At 40.6% G+C, this 19,616-nt stretch carries 16 protein-coding genes and 2 pseudogenes; 16 read left to right on the top strand and 2 right to left on the bottom strand.

The annotated features are described in order from the left end of the window. Window positions 1–161 precede the first annotated feature (161 nt). The 10 genes and pseudogenes from PGRAN_RS07200 to PGRAN_RS15600 all read left to right on the top strand — a co-directional run bounded on the left by PGRAN_RS07200 (window position 162) and on the right by PGRAN_RS15600 (window position 11,669). Window positions 162–1,425 (top strand): annotated as a pseudogene (locus tag PGRAN_RS07200) (extracellular solute-binding protein). Window positions 1,426–1,494: 69 nt separating this feature from the next. Then, window positions 1,495–2,796 carry a carbohydrate ABC transporter permease gene (locus tag PGRAN_RS07195; RefSeq protein ID WP_036066150.1) on the top strand — a complete coding sequence of 434 codons (1,302 nt, stop codon included), beginning with the start codon at window positions 1,495–1,497 and terminating at the stop codon, window positions 2,794–2,796. 68 nt (window positions 2,797–2,864) lie between these two features. Next, window positions 2,865–3,650 (top strand): sugar ABC transporter permease, encoded by a 786-nt coding sequence (locus tag PGRAN_RS07190; protein ID WP_051998483.1) that lies wholly within the window; start codon window positions 2,865–2,867, stop codon window positions 3,648–3,650. A 201-nt stretch (window positions 3,651–3,851) separates the two neighbouring features. After that, window positions 3,852–4,691, top strand: a complete 840-nt coding sequence (locus PGRAN_RS07185; protein ID WP_051998482.1) for a DUF1189 family protein — start codon at window positions 3,852–3,854, stop codon at window positions 4,689–4,691. Beyond that, window positions 4,688–6,970, top strand: a complete 2,283-nt coding sequence (locus tag PGRAN_RS07180) for a glycoside hydrolase family 65 protein (protein WP_036066149.1) — start codon at window positions 4,688–4,690, stop codon at window positions 6,968–6,970. The genes PGRAN_RS07185 and PGRAN_RS07180 overlap by 4 nt, the downstream gene beginning before the upstream one ends. Window positions 6,971–7,255: 285 nt before the next feature. Then, entirely contained in the window at window positions 7,256–8,077 is an 822-nt protein-coding gene (cdaA, locus tag PGRAN_RS07175) for a diadenylate cyclase CdaA (RefSeq protein ID WP_036066148.1), read from the top strand. Further along, on the top strand, window positions 8,074–8,880 hold the full coding sequence (locus PGRAN_RS17260; RefSeq protein ID WP_051998481.1) for a CdaR family protein: 807 nt from the start codon (window positions 8,074–8,076) through the stop codon (window positions 8,878–8,880). Before cdaA ends, PGRAN_RS17260 begins: the two co-directional genes overlap by 4 nt. Continuing rightward, a complete protein-coding gene (locus PGRAN_RS17255) occupies window positions 8,873–9,496 on the top strand; it encodes a YbbR-like domain-containing protein (RefSeq protein ID WP_051998480.1) in 624 nt (207 codons plus the stop codon). Before PGRAN_RS17260 ends, PGRAN_RS17255 begins: the two co-directional genes overlap by 8 nt. Window positions 9,497–9,713: 217 nt before the next feature. Beyond that, window positions 9,714–11,068, top strand: a pseudogene (gene glmM / locus PGRAN_RS07165) (phosphoglucosamine mutase). A gap of 142 nt (window positions 11,069–11,210) precedes the next feature. Beyond that, window positions 11,211–11,669 carry a thioredoxin family protein gene (locus PGRAN_RS15600; RefSeq protein ID WP_051998479.1) on the top strand — a complete coding sequence of 153 codons (459 nt, stop codon included), beginning with the start codon at window positions 11,211–11,213 and terminating at the stop codon, window positions 11,667–11,669. A 63-nt stretch (window positions 11,670–11,732) separates the two neighbouring features. Here the strand turns inward: PGRAN_RS15600 and PGRAN_RS07155 are convergent, their stop codons facing one another. Beyond that, window positions 11,733–12,431 carry a Crp/Fnr family transcriptional regulator gene (locus tag PGRAN_RS07155; RefSeq protein ID WP_036066147.1) on the bottom strand — a complete coding sequence of 233 codons (699 nt, stop codon included), beginning with the start codon at window positions 12,429–12,431 and terminating at the stop codon, window positions 11,733–11,735. 202 nt (window positions 12,432–12,633) lie between these two features. Next, a complete protein-coding gene (locus tag PGRAN_RS07150) occupies window positions 12,634–13,089 on the bottom strand; it encodes a GNAT family N-acetyltransferase (protein WP_036066146.1) in 456 nt (151 codons plus the stop codon). 344 nt (window positions 13,090–13,433) lie between these two features. Between PGRAN_RS07150 and PGRAN_RS07145 the strand changes: the two genes are divergently transcribed. The 6 genes from PGRAN_RS07145 (at window position 13,434) to essB (ending at window position 19,616) form a co-directional block, all read left to right on the top strand. After that, window positions 13,434–13,730, top strand: a complete 297-nt coding sequence (locus PGRAN_RS07145) for a WXG100 family type VII secretion target (protein WP_036066145.1) — start codon at window positions 13,434–13,436, stop codon at window positions 13,728–13,730. Between the two features lie 110 nt (window positions 13,731–13,840). Further along, on the top strand, window positions 13,841–14,137 hold the full coding sequence (locus PGRAN_RS07140; protein ID WP_036066144.1) for a WXG100 family type VII secretion target: 297 nt from the start codon (window positions 13,841–13,843) through the stop codon (window positions 14,135–14,137). 242 nt (window positions 14,138–14,379) lie between these two features. Further along, the gene (esaA, locus tag PGRAN_RS07135; RefSeq protein ID WP_051998478.1) at window positions 14,380–17,604 is read left to right on the top strand and encodes a type VII secretion protein EsaA; all 3,225 of its coding nucleotides are present in this window, start codon (window positions 14,380–14,382) and stop codon (window positions 17,602–17,604) included. Next, window positions 17,594–18,100: a type VII secretion protein EssA gene (essA, locus tag PGRAN_RS07130; protein WP_051998477.1), complete on the top strand. Its 507-nt coding sequence runs from the start codon at window positions 17,594–17,596 to the stop codon at window positions 18,098–18,100. Before esaA ends, essA begins: the two co-directional genes overlap by 11 nt. Before the next feature lie 16 nt (window positions 18,101–18,116). Further along, complete coding sequence (locus PGRAN_RS07125) at window positions 18,117–18,368, top strand: EsaB/YukD family protein (RefSeq protein WP_036066143.1); 252 nt, start codon at window positions 18,117–18,119, stop codon at window positions 18,366–18,368. 36 nt (window positions 18,369–18,404) lie between these two features. Beyond that, window positions 18,405–19,616 (top strand): type VII secretion protein EssB, encoded by a 1,212-nt coding sequence (essB, locus tag PGRAN_RS07120; RefSeq protein ID WP_051998476.1) that lies wholly within the window; start codon window positions 18,405–18,407, stop codon window positions 19,614–19,616.

Genomic DNA, 19,616 nt, shown 5'->3' with positions numbered 1-19,616 from the left:
ATAAATCTTGAAAACGTTTTCGTTATCAGCCATAATGACTACAGAGGTTAACCTGTTTCACAATGCTTTACCAAAGAATAAAATAGGGCGTGGAGAAGGAATGCACAGACTATGATTGATAAGTTGTGCATGGATTTTCCAAAAGAGGAGGAAAAAAGGTAATGAGTTCATTCAAAAAGTTTAGCTTATTAGCAATGGTTTTGGTAATTGTAGCAAGTCTTGCAGCATGTGGTAGCGGCAGCTCATCAAAAGATAGCAGTTCGGATAGCAGTAAAAAAACATTGACGGTTTCCGTTGATGAAGGCTATGCAAAATATATTGATAAAGTGAAATCTAAATTCGAAAAAGATAACGACGTAACAATTAAAAGTAGTTAAAAAAGATATGTTCGAAACACTGGAAGCATTGCCACTAGATGGTCCAGCGGGAACAGCGCCAGACGTAATGATGTCAGCGTATGACAGAATCGGTAGTCTTGGACAACAGGGACATTTAGCTGAAGTGAAATTGGGAAATAAAGATCAACTTGATGATAATGATGTGAAACAAGTGACGATTGACGACAAAATATACGGTGCACCAGCAATCATTGAGACACTCGTGCTGTATTACAATAAAGATTTACTAGACAAAGCCCCAACGACTTTTAAAGAACTAGAAGCGTTAACAAAAGATCCTCGTTTTAATTTTGAAACAGAAAAAGGAAAATCAACAGCCTTTCTTGCTAAATGGACAGATTTCTATTTCTCATATGGTCTGCTAGCGGGTTATGGCGGCTATGTATTTGGTGATAACGGCACGAATCCGAAAGATATTGGTCTGAATAACGAAGGTTCTATCGAAGGAATTACGTACGCAACGAAATGGTTCCAAACTTATTGGCCAAAAGGAATGCAAGACAATAAGAGCGCGGATGACTTTATCCAAGATCAGTTTATAAAAGGTAAAGCGGGCGCCATCATCGGTGGACCTTGGTCAGCAGCCAGCTATAAAGAAGCGAAATTAAACTATGGTGTTGCAGAAATTCCAACACTTGATAATAACAAGCCTTATTCGCCATTCGCTGGTGGTAAAGGTTGGGTTATCTCGAATTACTCTAAAAACAAAGACGTAGCTCAAAAATGGGTAGACTACTTGACGAACACAGATAATCAAAATACATTGTACGAAATGACAAATGAAGTGCCGGCAAACCACGAATCACGTGATACAGCCGCGGCTAAGAAAGACGAATTATCAACAGCGGTTATTGCACAATACGCGAATGCACAACCAATGCCAAACATTCCGGAAATGGCCGAAGTTTGGACGGGTGCTGAGAACTTAATGTTTGACGCAGCATCGGGTAATAAAACGCCAAAACAATCTGCAAACGACGCTGTCAAAGTAATCTCAGACAATATCGCTCAGAAATATCAAAAATAAATAAAAAGAAAGTTTGGGAGATGGGAGGCTTTATTCCACTCCCAAGCTTTAAGATAGGGAGATAACACGATGAATAATGAACCAATTAAAAATGTTCGTAAGGCGACGCTGTTATCGATCATTCCAGGACTCGGACAATTTTATAACGGGCAAATTTTTAAAGGTGTGGTTTTCATCGCCGTTTTTATTGCCTTTGTTATCGAATTTATTGCAGTTGGTATTAATGCATTTATTGGTCTTATTACGCTCGGATCAATTCCAGGTGTAGATCACTCGTTGTTCCTGATGATTGAGGGAACGCTTCAACTGATTGTTACTGTCCTTTTTATCGGCTTTTATATTATTAATATATTTGATGCGAGGCGGGTAGCAATAACGTGGAACTTGGGAGAAACAGTTAATACAAAAACGATCGATATTCTAAAAAATATGGTGGAGAAAGGTTTTCCATATCTTTTCACGCTACCTGCATATCTTGTGATGACATTTGTTATCATTTTTCCAGTACTGGTCACGCTATTTATGGCATTTACGAACTATGATTTTTATCACATTCCACCAGCGAACTTAATTGACTGGGTCGGTTTCAAGAATTTCTTTAGTATCTTTTTCTTGAGCTCATATCGCGATACATTCTTGAGTGTATTCTCGTGGACGCTCATTTGGACACTTTGCGCAACAACGTTACAAATTATAATCGGTGTTTTCACGGCTGTTGTTGCCAATCAAAATTTCATCAAAGGAAAGCGCCTTTTCGGAGTTGTTTTCTTGCTTCCGTGGGCAGTACCAGCTTTTATCACGATCATGAGTTTTTCTAACATGTTCAATGACAGCATCGGTGCAATTAATATGCAAGTTATCCCACTTTTAAATCATCTGCCGTTTGTGGATATTCCATCGCTTGCTTGGAAAACAGACCCGTTCTGGACAAAAGTAGCCTTAATATCTATTCAAGGATGGTTGGGATTTCCATATATCTACGTTATGGTTACCGGGGTTTTACAAGCAATTCCTGGTGAACTATACGAAGCCGCAAAAATTGATGGTGCCAGTGCCATTTCGCGTTTCCGCAAAATTACAATGCCGATGATTCTTTTTGTGACGGCTCCTGTATTTATTACACAGTATACATTTAATTTCAATAACTTCTCTATCATCTACCTATTTAATGAAGGTGGACCTGGAAGTGTCGGTGCAGGTGCTGGCTCAACGGATATACTTATTTCTTGGATATACAAGTTAACAACTGGGACCTCGCCACAGTATGCGGTTGCAGCGGCGGTTACGCTCCTTATATCGATTGTTGTTATTTCTGTATCTATGATTGCGTTTAAGAAAACCAATGCCTTTGGTAATGAAGGGATGATGTAGGATGAAGTCGTTTTTTTAAAGATCAACGGACAACGAATTTCTTAACAAAATTTTTCACGTACTTCTTTTTGATAGGTTTAACGATTGTCATTTTATATCCGATTTTGATTACAGCATCATCGGCGTTTAAACCTGGCAATATTGCAGCATTCACACTAGAATGGAGCGATAATTGGACGCTTAATAACTTTGCGAGACTTTTCAATGACACATTGTATTTAGACTGGTATCGTAATACGTTGATTATTGCAGTTACAACGATGATTTTCCAAGTTGCGATTGTGACGATTGCGGGCTATACGTATAGTCGTTACCGTTTCAAAGGACGTAAAAATAGCTTGATTTTCTTCTTGATTATTCAAATGGTGCCGACAATGGCTGCTTTAACCGCTTTTTATGTGTTAGCAATGCTTTTAGGCGCGTTAGATCAATTCTGGTTCTTAACATTGATTTATATTGGCGGCGGAATTCCGATGAACATTTGGCTGATGAAGGGCTATTTCGACACAGTGCCGCGCGATTTGGATGAATCTGCGAAGCTTGATGGTGCAGGTCATTTCCGGATTTTTGGTCAAATTATCTTGCCGCTAGTTCGGCCGATGATTGCGGTACAAGCTTTGTGGGCGTTCATGGGACCGTTTGGAGATTTCCTTTTGGCAAAATTTCTACTACGGACACCGGAAAATTTGACAATTGCTGTTGGCTTGCAGAGTTTTATTGCGAATCCGCAACAACAAAAAGTTGCACTATTTGCTGCAGGTGCTATTTTAGCGGCTTTACCGATCTGTTTATTGTTCTTCTTCCTACAAAAGAACTTTGTGTCGGGACTTACGGCCGGCGGAACCAAAGGCTAGTGATGGGAGCTTAGTGTTGGAGTTGTTCGCATACTATAGCTTATGCTCCTATGTGCGGGCAAAGACTTGGGATCTGTTTGTCGCCTTTCGGAAGTTTGATTTTGGCCTTTGTTTTGAAAGAAGGTTTTATTTGTTAAAGTTTTCCTTGGGGTGCTATGATAGCTTTGAGGATGAGATTTTTAGATTGTGATGTGATGAGTTATGAAGCGTGGGTTTCCGATGAGTTATTTTTGGGGAATGTGCTCGCCAAAGCGAATGTTTGCTAATCGAACGTCGTTTGGATGGGGAAAGTTGATATTTATATTTGTGTTTTTGACGGCTTGTTTGTTGATCCCAGTGTCGCTTCATTTTGCGAAGCAGGATTCGTTTGATTTGGAGTCGTTGATGCCAAATATGATGCAGCAGGTGGATGAGGCTTTTGTAAGTGAGGTTACGGCCAGTTATGCGCTACAAAATGGAACGCTTTCGGGACAACCGAGTGAGACGAGGCTTGAAAATAAGAGCGGTATCGCGATGGTTAACCTGGCGAATTCGGATAGACCAGATGCGAAAAATATGCTTGTTTTAGGAAAAAATAGTATGGAACTTCGGGATAGCTCAGGATATGCGTTCACGGTGAAGTATACGGATGACGCGAGTCTTGAGGGAATTACGAGTCCGACGGATATGCAGGCGTGGATTAGTGGACAGTGGTATGTGCAGAACAAGGCGTTTGTATTTTTGACGATGTCCGCGATGCTTGGTTCGGTACTTTTCGCGAGTAGCCTCATGTTGACGCTGTTTGCGGCTCTGTTTATTTGGTTTACGAAGCGAAATCAGATGTCGGAAATAGGTTCTTACAAAGAGGCACTGTCATTGACGTTGCTCGCGCTTGGATTACCAACGCTTTTTGCTACTGTGATCGGGTTGATTTATTTTGATGTGACGGTGATGATGGCGGTTCAGTCGCTTGGCATGGTGCTGATGATTGCATTCACCTTCATTAAGACGCGTTTTAGACAGACGGATGATATTTTGGAATTGGGGGGACGAGCAGGATGATGCAACGCTTATTTGAAATTGATGAATGGAAATTAAGATCTAGAAGTGTAGAGAAAGAGGCGAAACGATTACAGGAAAGTCTGACTTCACTTGGAAATGGCTATATGGGGATACGCGGCAATTTTGAGGAGCGATATTCTGGGGATACGCACCAAGGCACGTATATTGCGGGTGTTTGGTACCCGGATAAAACGCGTGTTGGTTGGTGGAAGAATGGCTACCCTGATTATTTTGGAAAAGTGATTAATGCGCTTAATTTTATCGGTATTGATGTGGAAATAGATGGCGAAATACTGGACTTATTTAAGGATAAAGCGACGGATTTTGTATTGGAATTGGATATGAAAACAGGGATTTTGCGCCGTTCTTTCAAGGTTACGAAAAACGGGAAGGCATTCTTCGTGGAAACGGAGCGCTTTCTTAGCATTGTGAAACAAGAACTGTGCTTGATTCGCTATCATGTTACCGCGTTGGATGCGGATGCAATCGTGACTTTAACGCCTTATATCGATGGGAATGTGACGAATGAGGACGCGAATTATGATGACATGTTTTGGTTGGAAGTGGCGCAAGAGGCAAGTGAAAACAAGGCAACCATTGTGACCAAGACGATTGAGAACAATTTTGAGATTCCTCGGTTCAAGATTGCAGCTTCGATGGAATCACGCGCAGAAAGTGCAAGTGAGACTGCAGCTGAAGCGTCAAAACTTTATGTGGAAAATAAATATCGATTTACGGTGACAAAAGGAAAAACAGCAAAATTGGAAAAACGTGTGGCGGTTGTGACTTCGCGAGATTATGCGGAGCAAGAATTAGCGCCGAGCTCACAGCGGATTTTGGATGATTTAGAAGGTTTAGATTACGAGATGTTGCGTCTAGAACATGTAACTGCTTGGCGTGAGCGTTGGAAAAAAGCGGATGTGTTGATTTCGGGAGATGACGCGGCACAACAAGGGATTCGCTTTAATATTTTCCAATTGTTTGCGACGTATTATGGTGAAGATGCGCGTCTTAATATTGGGCCAAAGGGCTTTACGGGTGAGAAGTATGGTGGTGCGACTTACTGGGACACAGAGGCGTTTGCTTTGCCGCTTTATTTATCACTAGCGGACAAGAACGTATCGCGTAATTTATTGCAATACCGTCACGATCAATTGGATGGTGCAAAGATTAATGCGCGTAAAATTGGCATGAAGGGTGCGCTTTATCCGATGGTCACGTTCACTGGTGTGGAGTGTCATAACGAATGGGAGATCACATTTGAGGAGATTCATCGGAACGGCGCGATTGCCTATGCGATTTATAATTATACAAATTATACAGGGGATAGCTCCTATTTAGAAAATGAAGGCATGGATGTGTTGACTGAGATTAGTCGTTTTTGGGCGGATCGGGTGCACATGTCGGAACGATTGGATAAGTATATGATTCATGGTGTGACAGGGCCTAATGAATATGAAAATAATGTTAGTAATAACTGGTATACAAACTACATTGCGACATGGACATTGCGCTACACAATCGAATCGCTTGCGAAAATAACGCCAGGTAAAAAAGCGGAACTACAAGTTTCTGATGCTGAAATCGATCTGTGGCAGGATATCATTGATAACATGTACTTTCCGTATGATGAAAAGTGGCAAATATTTGTGCAGCATGACACATTCTTGGATAAAGAGTTGCGCTCAACGGATACATTGACAGAAGCAGATAAGCCAATTAATCAGAACTGGTCATGGGATAAAATTTTGCGGTCATGTTTTATCAAACAGGCAGATGTGCTACAGGGAATTTATATATTCGGTGATGAATTTGATTTTGAGACGAAGCAGCGAAATTATGAATTTTACGAACCGTTGACTGTGCATGAGTCAAGTCTTTCACCGGCAGTTCATACGGTGTTAGCCGCGGAAATTGGGCGTGAAGACAAAGCTGTCGAAATGTATAATCGAACGGCACGTCTGGATCTGGATAACTATAATAACGATACGGACGACGGACTGCACATCACTTCGATGGCGGGTAGTTGGATCGCGATTGTACAAGGCTTTGCAGGAATGCGTACCTATCAGGAACGCCTGTCATTTGCACCATTCCTACCGAAAACATGGACGAAATACGCTTTCAAAATTAACTATCGTGATCGCCTCATCGAAGTTTCGGTGAACGCGAAAACGGTACGCCTTGAATTACTCGATGGTGCGCCACTAGAGCTAGATTTATTTGGTGAAGCTGTGCAGTTAGTGGATAAGTTAGAAAAACATGATTACCATAAATAGTACGAGAGGGGGCTCCAAAGGGGGTTCCTTTTCGTGTTTATACAAGGCAGTCGTCACACGATTTTCTTAATTGTATTCAAATTTAATTAGGAAATACTTGGTTTTTCTTGCTTCTTTTTGGAGATAGCGACTTCTTTATAAATTCTTAAACAATTTCCGTGGCACAAATCTTTTTCCACCTCCTATTCTGTGCTATAATGGCAAGTATAAGCAATTTTCATACGCTTAATAATGGAAGCAGCAAAGGAACACGAACCTTGCTTTTTTGAAAACGGAGGCGAATTTATGACCATTCCAGACGGATCGATTTTGCATTATTTGGCAAATGTAATTGATATTTTAGTAGTATGGTTCGTTATTTATAAAGTGATTATGCTGATTCGCGGAACGAAAGCGGTACAGTTATTAAAAGGTATTTTTATTATTGTGGTTGTAAAGATCGTCAGCAGTTTCCTAGGATTACAGACGGTGGAATGGATTACCGATCAGGTGTTAACTTGGGGTTTCTTAGCTATTATTATTATTTTTCAACCCGAATTACGCCGAGCGCTAGAAACACTCGGGCGTGGTAGTTTCATCTCGAAAGCAGGGACTAAGCGTGAGAAAGAGCAACAACATCTGATTGATGCCATTGAGAAATCTGTCAGCTACATGGGCAAGCGTCGTATTGGCGCCCTTATTTCTATTGAACGTGGAACGGGGCTCGATGATTATATCGAAACAGGTATTTCAATGGACGCGGATATTTCTTCGCAGCTTCTAATCAATATTTTTATTCCGAATACACCGCTACACGATGGAGCAGTTATTATAAAAAATAATAAAATCGCAGCAGCAGCAGGTTATCTGCCATTGTCTGATAGCCCGTTTCTCTCAAAGGAACTCGGTACAAGGCATAGAGCTGCACTTGGTATCAGCGAAGTAACGGATTGCTTAACTGTTGTCGTTTCCGAAGAGACCGGTGGCATTTCGATCACAAAAGGCGGCGAACTTTTCCGCGAAGTAACACCAGAACGTTTACATGAAATTTTAGAGTTTGAGCTCGTTGTACCGATGCAGAAGAAGCCGTCAATTTTCAGCAAATGGAGAGGGGGCGGTAAGGAATGATGGATCGTATTTTAACCAATAAATGGTCTGTAAGAATCATTTCTCTCATCTTTGCAGCAATCCTGTTTACATCGGTTACATCGGCTACTGGCAACAATTCATTAACTACGACAGAAGGTGTGTATGTCGATGTTATCAACAATGTACCGGTAGAAGTCTACTATGACAAAGACAACATGAATGTCACCGGCGTACCAGATACGGTTGATGTGACGGTTAGTGGCTCGAAAGGTCTCGTGCAGCTCGCGAAAACCCAAGCAAATCTCATTGCCTACATCGATCTGACTAACGCAAAAGTTGGGACACAGAGCGTCAAAATAGAAATCAAAGGCTTATCAGATCGTTTGAAAGGAACGGTCAATCCACCAACTGCCAAAGTCACACTCGCAGAAAAAGTCACGAAAAAATATTCGGTAGAAGTGGAATTAAATAAATCGGTGATTGCAGACGGCTATGAGGCAGGAAGTATCAAAACTGATCCAAAGAAAGTCTCTATTACCGGATCGAAAGAAATACTCGACCAAATCGCCTATGTAAAAGCAACGGTATCTAATGAGAAAGATCAGACCAGCGACTTTACAACGAAAGCTACAATCAGCGCTTTTGATGTGAATTTAAATAAACTCGACGTCGAAATCGATCCAGAAGAAGTTGAGGTCACCGTTCCAGTTTCAAAAATAGGTAAAACCGTACCATTACGATTCCAACAAAGTGGCAACCCAGCAGATAAAACCGTAACGATTACAAGTATCACATCTGAAGATGAGAAGGTTACCGTGATTGGTAGCGAGGCTGATGACTGACAAGGTGGAGCAAATCACGATTCCAATTGATGTCACGCAAGTTACGGAGGACAAAACACTAGAGGTCCCAGTCCCAGTTCCAACTGGCGCAACATCGGTCACCCCTACTTCGGTAAAAGTAAAGATAAAAACTGGAAAAAAGCAGAATGACCAGAGTTCCAATGAGCCAAGTGAGAGCACTGGTCAGCCAACGAATAAAAGTCCGAATGTAACGGAACCAGATACACCGACGAAAGATGCAGAAAAAGACACGGATAAACAAGATGATTCAGCAGATCAAGACGCTTCCACAGGACAAAAGTCGACGGAATTTAAAGATGTTCCAATCAGTATTATTGGACTCGTTCGTTCTGAAACCTACAACACAGAATACTTGGACCCCAAAAGTGGGAAAGTGAGCATCATAATAAGTGGCATCAAGAAAGATATCGATGCATTGGGACGAAATGATTTTAATATCGTTGCCAATATGTCGAATTTACAAGACGGGACACATACCATTCCACTCACAGTTCATGGATTAGCATCAAATTTTACATTTACACTATCACAGTCTAAAGCAGAAATACAGGTCACCAAAAAAGTTGCAGATGCATCAGACCAGATTTCTAATTAATTTACAGCCCGATGAATATCGCATTATATGGCAGTTCATCGGGCAATTACATACGAATAGGTGTAAAAAAGATTAAAAAAAGGTATAATGAATAGATACACGGATCAAAAATTGTGACACAAAAGATTGGTCTCCACTAGGAATGAAAAACGAAATGAAGCAGACATTAATAAATCAGCGTGACCAACCTCTTAATTAAGAAGGAGCGAATTATAAAATGGGAAAATATTTTGGTACTGATGGTGTTAGAGGAATAGCAAATAAAGAGTTATCTCCAGAATTGGCATTTCGCTAGGAAGATTTGGAGGATATATACTAACAAAACACGTTGGGGAACATCCAAAAGTTTTAGTAGCCAGAGATACAAGAATCTCGGGTGAAATGTTAGAGTCTGCTTTAATCGCAGGTCTCGTATCCGTAGGAATTGAAGTTATGCGTCTAGGTGTAACCTCGACACCTGGTGTCGCTTATTTGACAAAAGCACAAGGTGCAGCAGCGAGCGTTATGATTTCCGCATCACACAATCCAGTAGAAGATAACGGTATCAAATTTTTTGGTTCCGATGGTTTCAAACTATCCGATGACCAAGAGTTAGAAATCGAAGCCTTACTTGATGGCGGAAGCGATGAGTTGCCACGCCCGAGTGATGCCGGATTAGGAACAGTAAGTGACTATTTTGAAGGTAAGCAGAAGTATTTACAATATCTAAAACAATCTGTAGAAGGCAACTTTTCAGGTTTACATGTGGCATTAGACTGTGCACACGGTGCTACATCATCGCTTGCAACGCATCTATTTGCCGATCTTGACGCAGATACAAGCTCTATGGGTGCATCACCAAATGGACTTAACATCAATGCAGACGTGGGCTCCACACACCCTGAAAAACTTGCTACATTTGTGAAAGAAAAAGAAGCACATGTTGGCCTTGCATTCGATGGTGATGGCGACCGTGTCATTGCAGTGGATGAGAACGGTGAAATTGTCGACGGTGATAAAATCATGTTTATCTGTGCAAAACATTTAAAAACACAAGGTCGTTTAACCAATAATACAATCGTATCTACAGTAATGAGTAATCTAGGTTTTTATAAAGGCCTGGATGAACTAGGAATTAAAGCAATACAAACCGCAGTAGGGGATCGTTACGTGGTAGAGGCCATGCGTGAAGGAAGTTATAGTCTTGGTGGTGAACAATCTGGCCACATCGTATTCCTAGACTACATTACAACAGGCGATGGTTTATTAACAGGTATTCAATTAGTCAATGTAATGAAAGAAACCGGGAAAAAGCTATCCGAGTTAGCAGCAGAAATGCAAACCTTCCCTCAAAAATTAGTTAATATCCGCGTTACTGATAAAAATCATGTCACGGAAAATGCAAAAGTTCATGCAGCAATCTCAGCAGTGGAGGCAGAAATGAACGGAAATGGTCGCGTATTAGTTCGCCCATCCGGAACAGAGCCACTCGTTCGCGTCATGGTCGAAGCAGCATCTGCGGAAGACACAGAACGTTTTTGTGATAGTATAGCAAGTGTGGTCGTTTCCGAAATGGGTCTCTCGGCGGAGTAACAAGCACTCATCCCCGTCGTTAAGCCTCTGCCTTGGTTTTCGGATTTTCGGTGACGAGTCAAAGTTTTAGGGATGAAGGCAAGTGAAATTAAGGGTAAGCGAGCAGTTTTTGCTCGCTTTTCATTTGTGGGGAGGTTTTTTTGTGAAGAAATATAAGATTATTTTGCTTACTATTGCCACGCTAGCTCTTTTTATTGTCGGTGTGCAGTTGATTGTGGATACGCATACGAAAAATCTGGCGGATACGAAAGCAGAGGCGAATCAGCAAGTGATGCGCAATATTACAAACACGCAGATGAAGTCGATTTTGGCAGAGAAGAAGACGGGGTATGTTTATATTGGACGCCCGACTTGTCCTGATTGTGAGCCGTTCCGTAAGAAGCTTGTTGGAGCGCTGAAGGAAACAGAGCGCCAGGCTTTTTATTACAATACGGATAAGGCTAGGGAGGCTGATAAGAACTATACAGCGATTATTAAAGAAATGGGTGTCAGAGTGGTGCCAACGCTTATTTATTACACACGGGGCCTGGAAACGGACCGTTATAAAGGAGATCTCGACGATCAAGCGCAAATCAAAACCTGGCTTGAAAAACAAAAATAGAGTGTCAAACATATCGCTGAGCTTGTTCAGTTCTATGTTTGGCACTCTATTTATTTTGGTGAATTAGTCTGTAGTCCGAGGCGTGCGGTGTATTTCCAATTGCTCACGAAGCTTCAGAATGTCCAAAATGACAGTTGGCTTTGGTTTCAGTCTGATAATGCCTTGCTCTCGTAATTTTTGAAGCTCTACGTTCGCGCGTGTTCTTGGGACTTGTGAAACTAGGGCAAGATGGTTTTGCGTGATGCCGCGCGGAAAACTAATACCATCATCTGTCTTGATTCCGACTGTGTTCGCAATGTAAAGCAATGCCGAAATAAGTCGGCGACGAGGATCATGGTGGGCAATTTCAACAAGGGCATTACGCTCGTGTACTTGACTGTAACCATCAAAGTACAAGAACCAAAAACCGTCTGAGTCTGTTTGGAAAAGGCGAAGAATATCATTTCGGTTGTAAATTCTGATTTTTGTATCTCGCAAAGCAGTTACATTAAATTGAAAAGGAGAATCTAACAAGAAATTAGCACTACCAAACCAAGTATTACTATTTAAAAAACGAGTAATTACTTGTAACTTATCTGAGTTTGTTACACTAAATGAAATAAGTCCAGAATCCACTATGTAAAAATGGGAATCTATTTTGCCTTCCTCCACAATGAGTTCATTTTTCTTGAAGCTCGCCGTCTTGTGTGGAATATCCAGTTCGGTTATCTTTTCAATTAACTTTTCTCCATTAAAATTTTTTACTAAGTCAGCTACATACATAATTTGATTTCCCCTTCTCTTTAACGATTGATCTTACTTCTTATTATAAAGATTTTTCAAAATAAAAAAAGTCATAAAGTATACTTTCGTAAAGAAAATTAAGTATAATATGTTACAGTTTTATGAATATGTTAAAAATATGCAACTTTATAGAGGAGTAATTGGAAAAATTAAACTGATTTTATAAAAGACGAATGTTTTTTCATTCCATCCATGAGAGTTGCAGAATAATTTGATCTTGGGCTAAGATTCCATTTTCCCAGATTGATTCAGAATAAGATGTAGTAAAATAATCTGGAACAATCTCGACCATTCGAAACCCAGCTTTTTGATAAAAAGCAAGTGCCTGAATACTCGAATTAGCTGTTTTGACGATCAAGTTTTTGCTACGTAATTGCTTTACATGGGAGATAGCATAATCTAAAAGTTGTTTTCCATAGCCTAGCCCTTGGTACTCTGCTAAAACAGCGATATTGACGATTTCTGAGCAATCTTCTTTATTTTGTATACAAACAACTCCGACTGTGTATTCCTCTTCTTCTATCAAGAAAACGTCAGATTGATAAAAGTAACGCTTAATCTCAGATATATTAGGATCTGCTAAAAGTAAGGCTTCATAGGGTATTATACCATACTCTACCCATTTCTTAATTTCCATGAAAGCACCTCCATCCTAATAGTAGCAATGATATCAAAAAAATACAATTAATATGGAAATTGCATAGTATTATAGGTTCAGGTTAATACTAATTGATTATGGATGATATTGTTTTGGCGATAATAGTGTTAATAAATCCATTATATGTAAAGAAAATGCTTACTTAGTTGATTTTTCCGGAAAAATGAACATAAATGCAATGTGATAGGAAATATAATGAAAATGTTCACAAAAAATTCACAAATAGAATCAACAATAATTAGTTCTTTTTTGCTATAATGGAAATATAGCCCATTAGGCTATGGTATACCTCAAGACCTAAAAATAAAAAGGAGTTGAATGACATGTCAGGACAAATTAGGATGAGCCCTGCGGAACTTCGCGATCGTTCAAAAACATACGGTCGTAAAGGACAGGACATCGAACAAATTTTAAGAGAGTTAGAACAATTACAAGAACAATTACGCAGTGAGTGGGAAGGGGAAGCGTTCCGCAAATTTGATGATCAATTCCAGCAATTGAAACCCAAAGTAACGGATTTCTCCAATTTGATGCACCAAATCGAACAGCAATTAAGCAAAACAGCAACAGCGGTGGAAGAAAACGATGCGAATTTATCGCGCAATTTCGGATTGAATTAAAGCGTTACCAACTGCATAAAGTACATAATACATCTTTGTGCAGTTACCGATGAGGTCGTACATTGTGATGTGCGGCCTTTTTAATTTGATTAAAAGGAGATGGAAGAATAATGTCAGGACAAATTAGAATGAGCCCTGCGGAACTCCGCGATCGCTCGAAAACTTACGGCCGTAAAGGGCAAGATATCGAACAAATCTTAAGAGAATTAGAGCAATTACAAGAACAATTACGCAGTGAGTGGGAAGGGGAAGCGTTCCGTAAATTTGATGATCAATTCCAGCAATTGAAACCCAAAGTAACGGATTTCTCCAACTTGATGCACCAAATCGAGCAACAACTGGCTAAAACAGCAAATGCAGTGGAAGAAAATGATGCGAATTTGTCTCGCAATTTTGGATTGAACTAAGAAATATTAGATGCTGGGGCTATTTTTTAGCCTCAGTAATATAGTAAACGCTTCATTTGGAAATTCGAAGTTGGGAGACTTCTTACATAAATAAAGCAACGGGAGTGGATATAGGTGAAAAAAATAAAGTGGAGTGTGTTGGCTTTTTTAGTGCTGGCTTTGCTTCTTTCGGCTGGAACGTCTTACTTGGCGTTGGAACAAAATGCGGCTAAGAAAGAAAATGGTATGCAAACGAAAAAAAAATGTCCATCGCGCTTGTCAATGAAGACATCGGAGTTAGGACGGATGACGGCGAGAAAATTGATTTTGGTGATAAATTTACAGCGAAAGTTTTGAAACAGACGGATCATAAATGGGCGACTACTTCTCGTGGATTTGCTGAAAATGGTTTGAAAAATCGGGTGTACGATATGATTATCTTTATCCCACAAGATTTTTCAAAAGCGGCGATGTCCATGACGTTGGAAAAGCCCGAGAAAGTGAAGATTTCTTATCGAATTAGTGAGACTGGAAATAAAGATGTAGCAGCAGAAGCTGAACGAGCGGCAGCGGCTGTACTAGAAGACTTTAATAGTCAGATTATTGATGTTTATTTTGCGAGTATTCTTACTAACCTTCATGGAGCGCAGGATAGTATAACAAAATTGGTCGACAAGGAAGAAACGTATGGTTCGATATATGATGCGCATGTTAATTCGCCATTATCTAACTATACGCAACAATTCAAAACGGTGCAGGATTACACGGTTATGTCTAAAGATAGTTTTAAAGGATTGCAGGATATTTTAAAAGGATTTGGAACAGGGCTCGCGGAAGGAACGAAAACGAACGAGACGTATTTTCAGTCTTTAGAAAAATTGGCGAAAAGTCAAGAAACGAATGCGCTTGTTTCAAAGTCGTTTGCTGAGCAGATGTCAGGAAACGATACAGCGATGTCAACGGCAGATGTATCGGAACAACTTTCTAATCTGAAAAGTTCTAATGATGCGATTTTCAAGCAGTTTCAGAAAATGGAAGAGGAACGGACATTATCGACTCAGGTAGATAGTGTACAGACATACCTAGATGCAGTGAGCGAGCAGGTTGCCATGATAAATACAGAGGTTACGACAAAAATGGGCGAAAGCTTGCGTGGAAGTGTGGAAGGGGACTTACTTAATTATATTTCGGATGAGGGGAATCGGAATATTACGCTAGATGATTTGACGGATAAGACGTTGAATAATCGCTTTAATGATGAAATTCAAAGATTAATGAAAGAGATTCCGAATTACGATGCTTATTTATTGAAAGATGATGCTAGCGCGGAGGAAAGAGCGGTTTTCAATGAGTTGCGGAATGTGATTGAAATCGCTAGAAGGTATATGAGTTCGAATGCAGGCGATTGGTCGGAGGGACTACTGGATAAGAAAAAAGAGTTTCCAAAATATGAAGCGGTCGAAAATGCAATTGATAAATTGAAACAGGAGAAGGTCGCTGGGCTTGGGACTCGTAATTTGGTTGACGGAAATTACTATATTTATACCTTTAGCCAAGATTTCCAGATTGAAAAATCGGGAGTCAAAGATAATACACAAAAATTAATTTTTAAACAGCCAGAAGGTTTTGCAGTGCCTAGTAGTGAAGCGACTTATTCTGTTAAGCTTACGAAAGAAGATGGCAGTTATGTATACAGTACAACTAACTATGATGAGGCAAAACAGGAGTGGACGATTGATATCGATCCAAGTGTGACGGACCCTGATGGATCGGGTGTTACAAACTTGGATTTGAATTTATCCATCGAATTGTATATTAAAGAAGAGGCGCTTACAAATACGGAAGGAACGGGATTTGATTTATTTGCTCCGATTAAGGTTGATGTGACAAATATCGAGACTAGGTTGGAAGTGGAAGAACCTGCGGACCCAGACAATCCACCTGATCCACCAGTTACTAATCCGGTAGAAGATAAAAACGTGAACATCGAATTAGGGCCGCAGTACATTATTACGACGCAAGAGCGAGATGATGCGATAAAAGAAATACACGATACGATTGGGGCTATTGAGAAAGAGACAACAATGTTAGCGGATAATGTGGCGGATTATGTCAAACCTTACTATAAATTATCTGAGCTCTTTAAGACGTATTACGGTATTGATGCTCGCGTTACGCCATTAGACTTAGACGGAAAATCATTGACGGAGTATGCAGCGGACAAGAAGAATTCCTACTACTATCAATTCAATATTGAAAATCGAATTGCAAGTATGGTAACGCTGATTACAGATAATGTCACGAATTTTATCCATCGGGATTTAGAAATTTTCCAGCAGCAAGTGGATGAGTCACAGACGCGGACGGCGATTACGAAAGAGAATGCGAATGTGTTATCGGAGCGTTTAACAGAAACAACGACACAGGCGGCGACTATGAATACGAGCGTTGCCCAAACGCTTGCAAATATAGAAGCATGGCGTAAAGTTAGCCTAGAGTTGCTTGAAAAAGGCGGCATCGTTGTGACGAATAGTGGCGATGAAAAGTCCGCTACTTTATCTTTGGGAAGTGAATTTGGCGCGTTACTATCGCAAAGTAAGTCATTGGCGGATTCTTCAAAAACGAATCTTAACTCGGCGGATAATGTATACAAAACATTTGATGCTATTGATAAACAAGCGAAGAACATCCAAAACAGCGGTTTAGGCATTGTAACGCAAGCGCAAAAACTATCGGCAAATATGGCGAATAAGCTAGGAACGGATCAGGAGTTTGCTTCTAATTTCGCGACTATGATGAAAAATAGTCGTGTTGGTGATCGCCAAAATGAAAATTTATATAGTTTTCTGAGTAACCCAGTCGAGAAAGTAAAAGGGGAAACGATTGCGGCGGGAGATACGTTTACACCGTACTTGATTGTTTTAGTTTGCTTTATTGTTGCTTTATTTACGGGTTATGTGATTGCGGCACAGGAGCGTAAACGTAAGCAAGAGGATGAGTTTTCTGAAGAAATGGCGTTGGCGTATCAAAATACACCGATTACGCTCATGACGGTTGGAATTGCCTTGATTGAGGGCGCGATTATTGGTGTTATTTCTGCTTACTTCTTGGAAATGAAAGGCGTTATTTTCGTTTCTTGGATGGGCGTTATTATGTTGGTTGTATTTGTTTTTGTAACGATTTCTACTTACTTGTTACGACAATTACGAATGATTGGGATGTTCTTGTTACTCGTTATTTTAGCGCTTTATTTATTCTTAACGGAGGCAGTTGGGCTTAAAATTGACCAAGATTCGATGTTAGCTACGATTCGTTCGTTGTCGCCATTGCAATATGTGGAGAACTTGTTGAATGGGTTTATGAGTCGCACAGATGATTGGCTTGTTCTGATGTATAGTCTGATTGGCGCGGCGGTAGTTGGTATAATCGTGAATTTATTCGTATGGCATCGGAGTAAGCAGGCAGGAGGAAACGACGATGAAGCATAAAAAAAGTATGATTTCTGCGATTCTGATGGGGACAATTCTTGCTATTCCTGTAGGTGTCTTTGCGGCGAATAGTGAAGATTCGTACCTTGGCGATGATGGGAAAATGGAAATGCAGTTGGACCGGGCGACAAAAACGATTGACGAGAAGAACACGGATATGGATACAGAGCAAACGGAGCTTGAAAAAATGGGAATCACGTTATTCACGCCTGAAGCTGAGAAAAATGCTGCGGAGATAAAGGCGCAAGAAAAGAAACAAATGGATGATGTAAAAGCTGCTCTGTTTACTGGGGAATCAAAAAAAGATAATTCCGTGCAAGTGATGAAAGCTTCTTTGTTTTCTGAGGCAGAGGAAGTAGCGGGGCAAAATGAAGCGACGGAAGTAGGTCAAGATGTGCCAGAAAAAACGAATAAGACGATTTGGTGGGTTCTATCGGGTATTGTTTTGGCTGTAGGCGCGTTGCTTTATATGGTTGTTCGGAAAGTATGGGAATAAGGAGAGGGAGATAGAGATGGCACAAGATACGCATATTAATGTGACGATCAATTTTACGAAGTGGGGTGGGCGGATTCACGATTTGCGAATCCCGAAGCACCAACCGGTCAAGGCATTGCTACTGAATTTGGTAGAGACGTTAAAGTTGTCGCAGCCGAACATGTCGCATTGCGCGATTAAGGTGGCTAATAAAGAACTATTGTTGACAGATGATGATAAGTTGACGGATTTTCAAATTACAGACGGGGACATCATTGAAATTTTATAAAAGGGAGATTTGAGACACATGATAACGAGGGAAATAATGGTAGATTCGATGGAATATAATTTTCAGGTGGATGGGACGACTTGGCAGGTTGATTTTTCGAAGTCACAAACGAAGGTGAAGGATATTCGTCAATTGGCTTTGTTGAAGGAGAATTCGACCTTTTTTGTACCGGCTTCTTTTGAGGATAAGGGCGATGCGTTATCGTTCCAATTCGATACAGCTGGAAAAACAACATGGGATGAGCTGTATGGACTTGATCGGAATGAGAAGTTACGAGCGATTGGTAATGTAGCACGTTTCGCAGAGTTGTTGAAGACGCGATTTACGTTCTTCTTACATCCAGAAAATATGGTTTTTGATGTGAATCAAATGCCGTTTTTAGTGTATCGTGGGATTCGTGATGTGTTGCCGCCGTATACGATGACGGACGAGAAGTTTTTGAAGCAGTATAAGTGTTTGATTGTGGCGCTGTTTTCGAAAAAGTACGCGTTTGATGAGTTGATTTCGGGATCGCTTGATAATGCGAAGGGGACGAGTTTTGATCGGAGTATTATTGAGGCGAAGGATTTAGCGGCAATTGAGGAGATTTTAGCGGAGAGTTATGCGAAGGAAACGGCGGCTGTGAATCGGAAAATGACGCTAGTGCAACGGAAGAATTATCGTTTGTTTAAAGGGCTTACGATTGGATTTATTATTGCGACGCTTGTTCTGGCGGTTCCGGTTGCTTATTTTGCTTTTGTGAAAGTGCCATTTCAAGAGACATTGCTGAGCGCGAATGAGGCGTTTATTGCGGATGATTATGGAAAAGTGACGGAAACGTTGCGTGATGTGGATCCAGAGAAGTTACCACAAGCGAGCAAATTTGAATTGGCGAAATCGTATGTGGAAAGCGCGAAACTGAGCGATGTTCAGAAGAAGACGGTGCTACAAAAAACAACGCTAAAATCACCGGAAGAGTATTTATTGTACTGGATTTATGATGGACAGGCGGAACTTACGAAGGCCAATGATATCGCGCTAACGATGAAAGATAATGATTTGCAGGTTTACAATTTAGCAAGACAGATTGAGCAGTTGGATGCTAATACGGAAATGAAGGCTTCTACGCGAAATGAGGAACAGGAAGCGCTCAACGACAAAATCAAGAAGGTAAAAGAGAACGAAGCGAAGTTAAAAGAAGAGATGGCGAAAGAGGAAGCCAATCAAAAAGAACAAGACAAAGCGCACGCAACTTCGGAGGTAGAATAA

Origin of the sequence: Listeria grandensis FSL F6-0971 (genome assembly GCF_000525835.1) — a bacterium.
In the GTDB taxonomy this organism is placed as follows: domain Bacteria; phylum Bacillota; class Bacilli; order Lactobacillales; family Listeriaceae; genus Listeria_A; species Listeria_A grandensis.
Note: the sequence above shows the minus strand (reverse complement) of the source record. Positions and strands in the feature narration are given on the sequence as shown.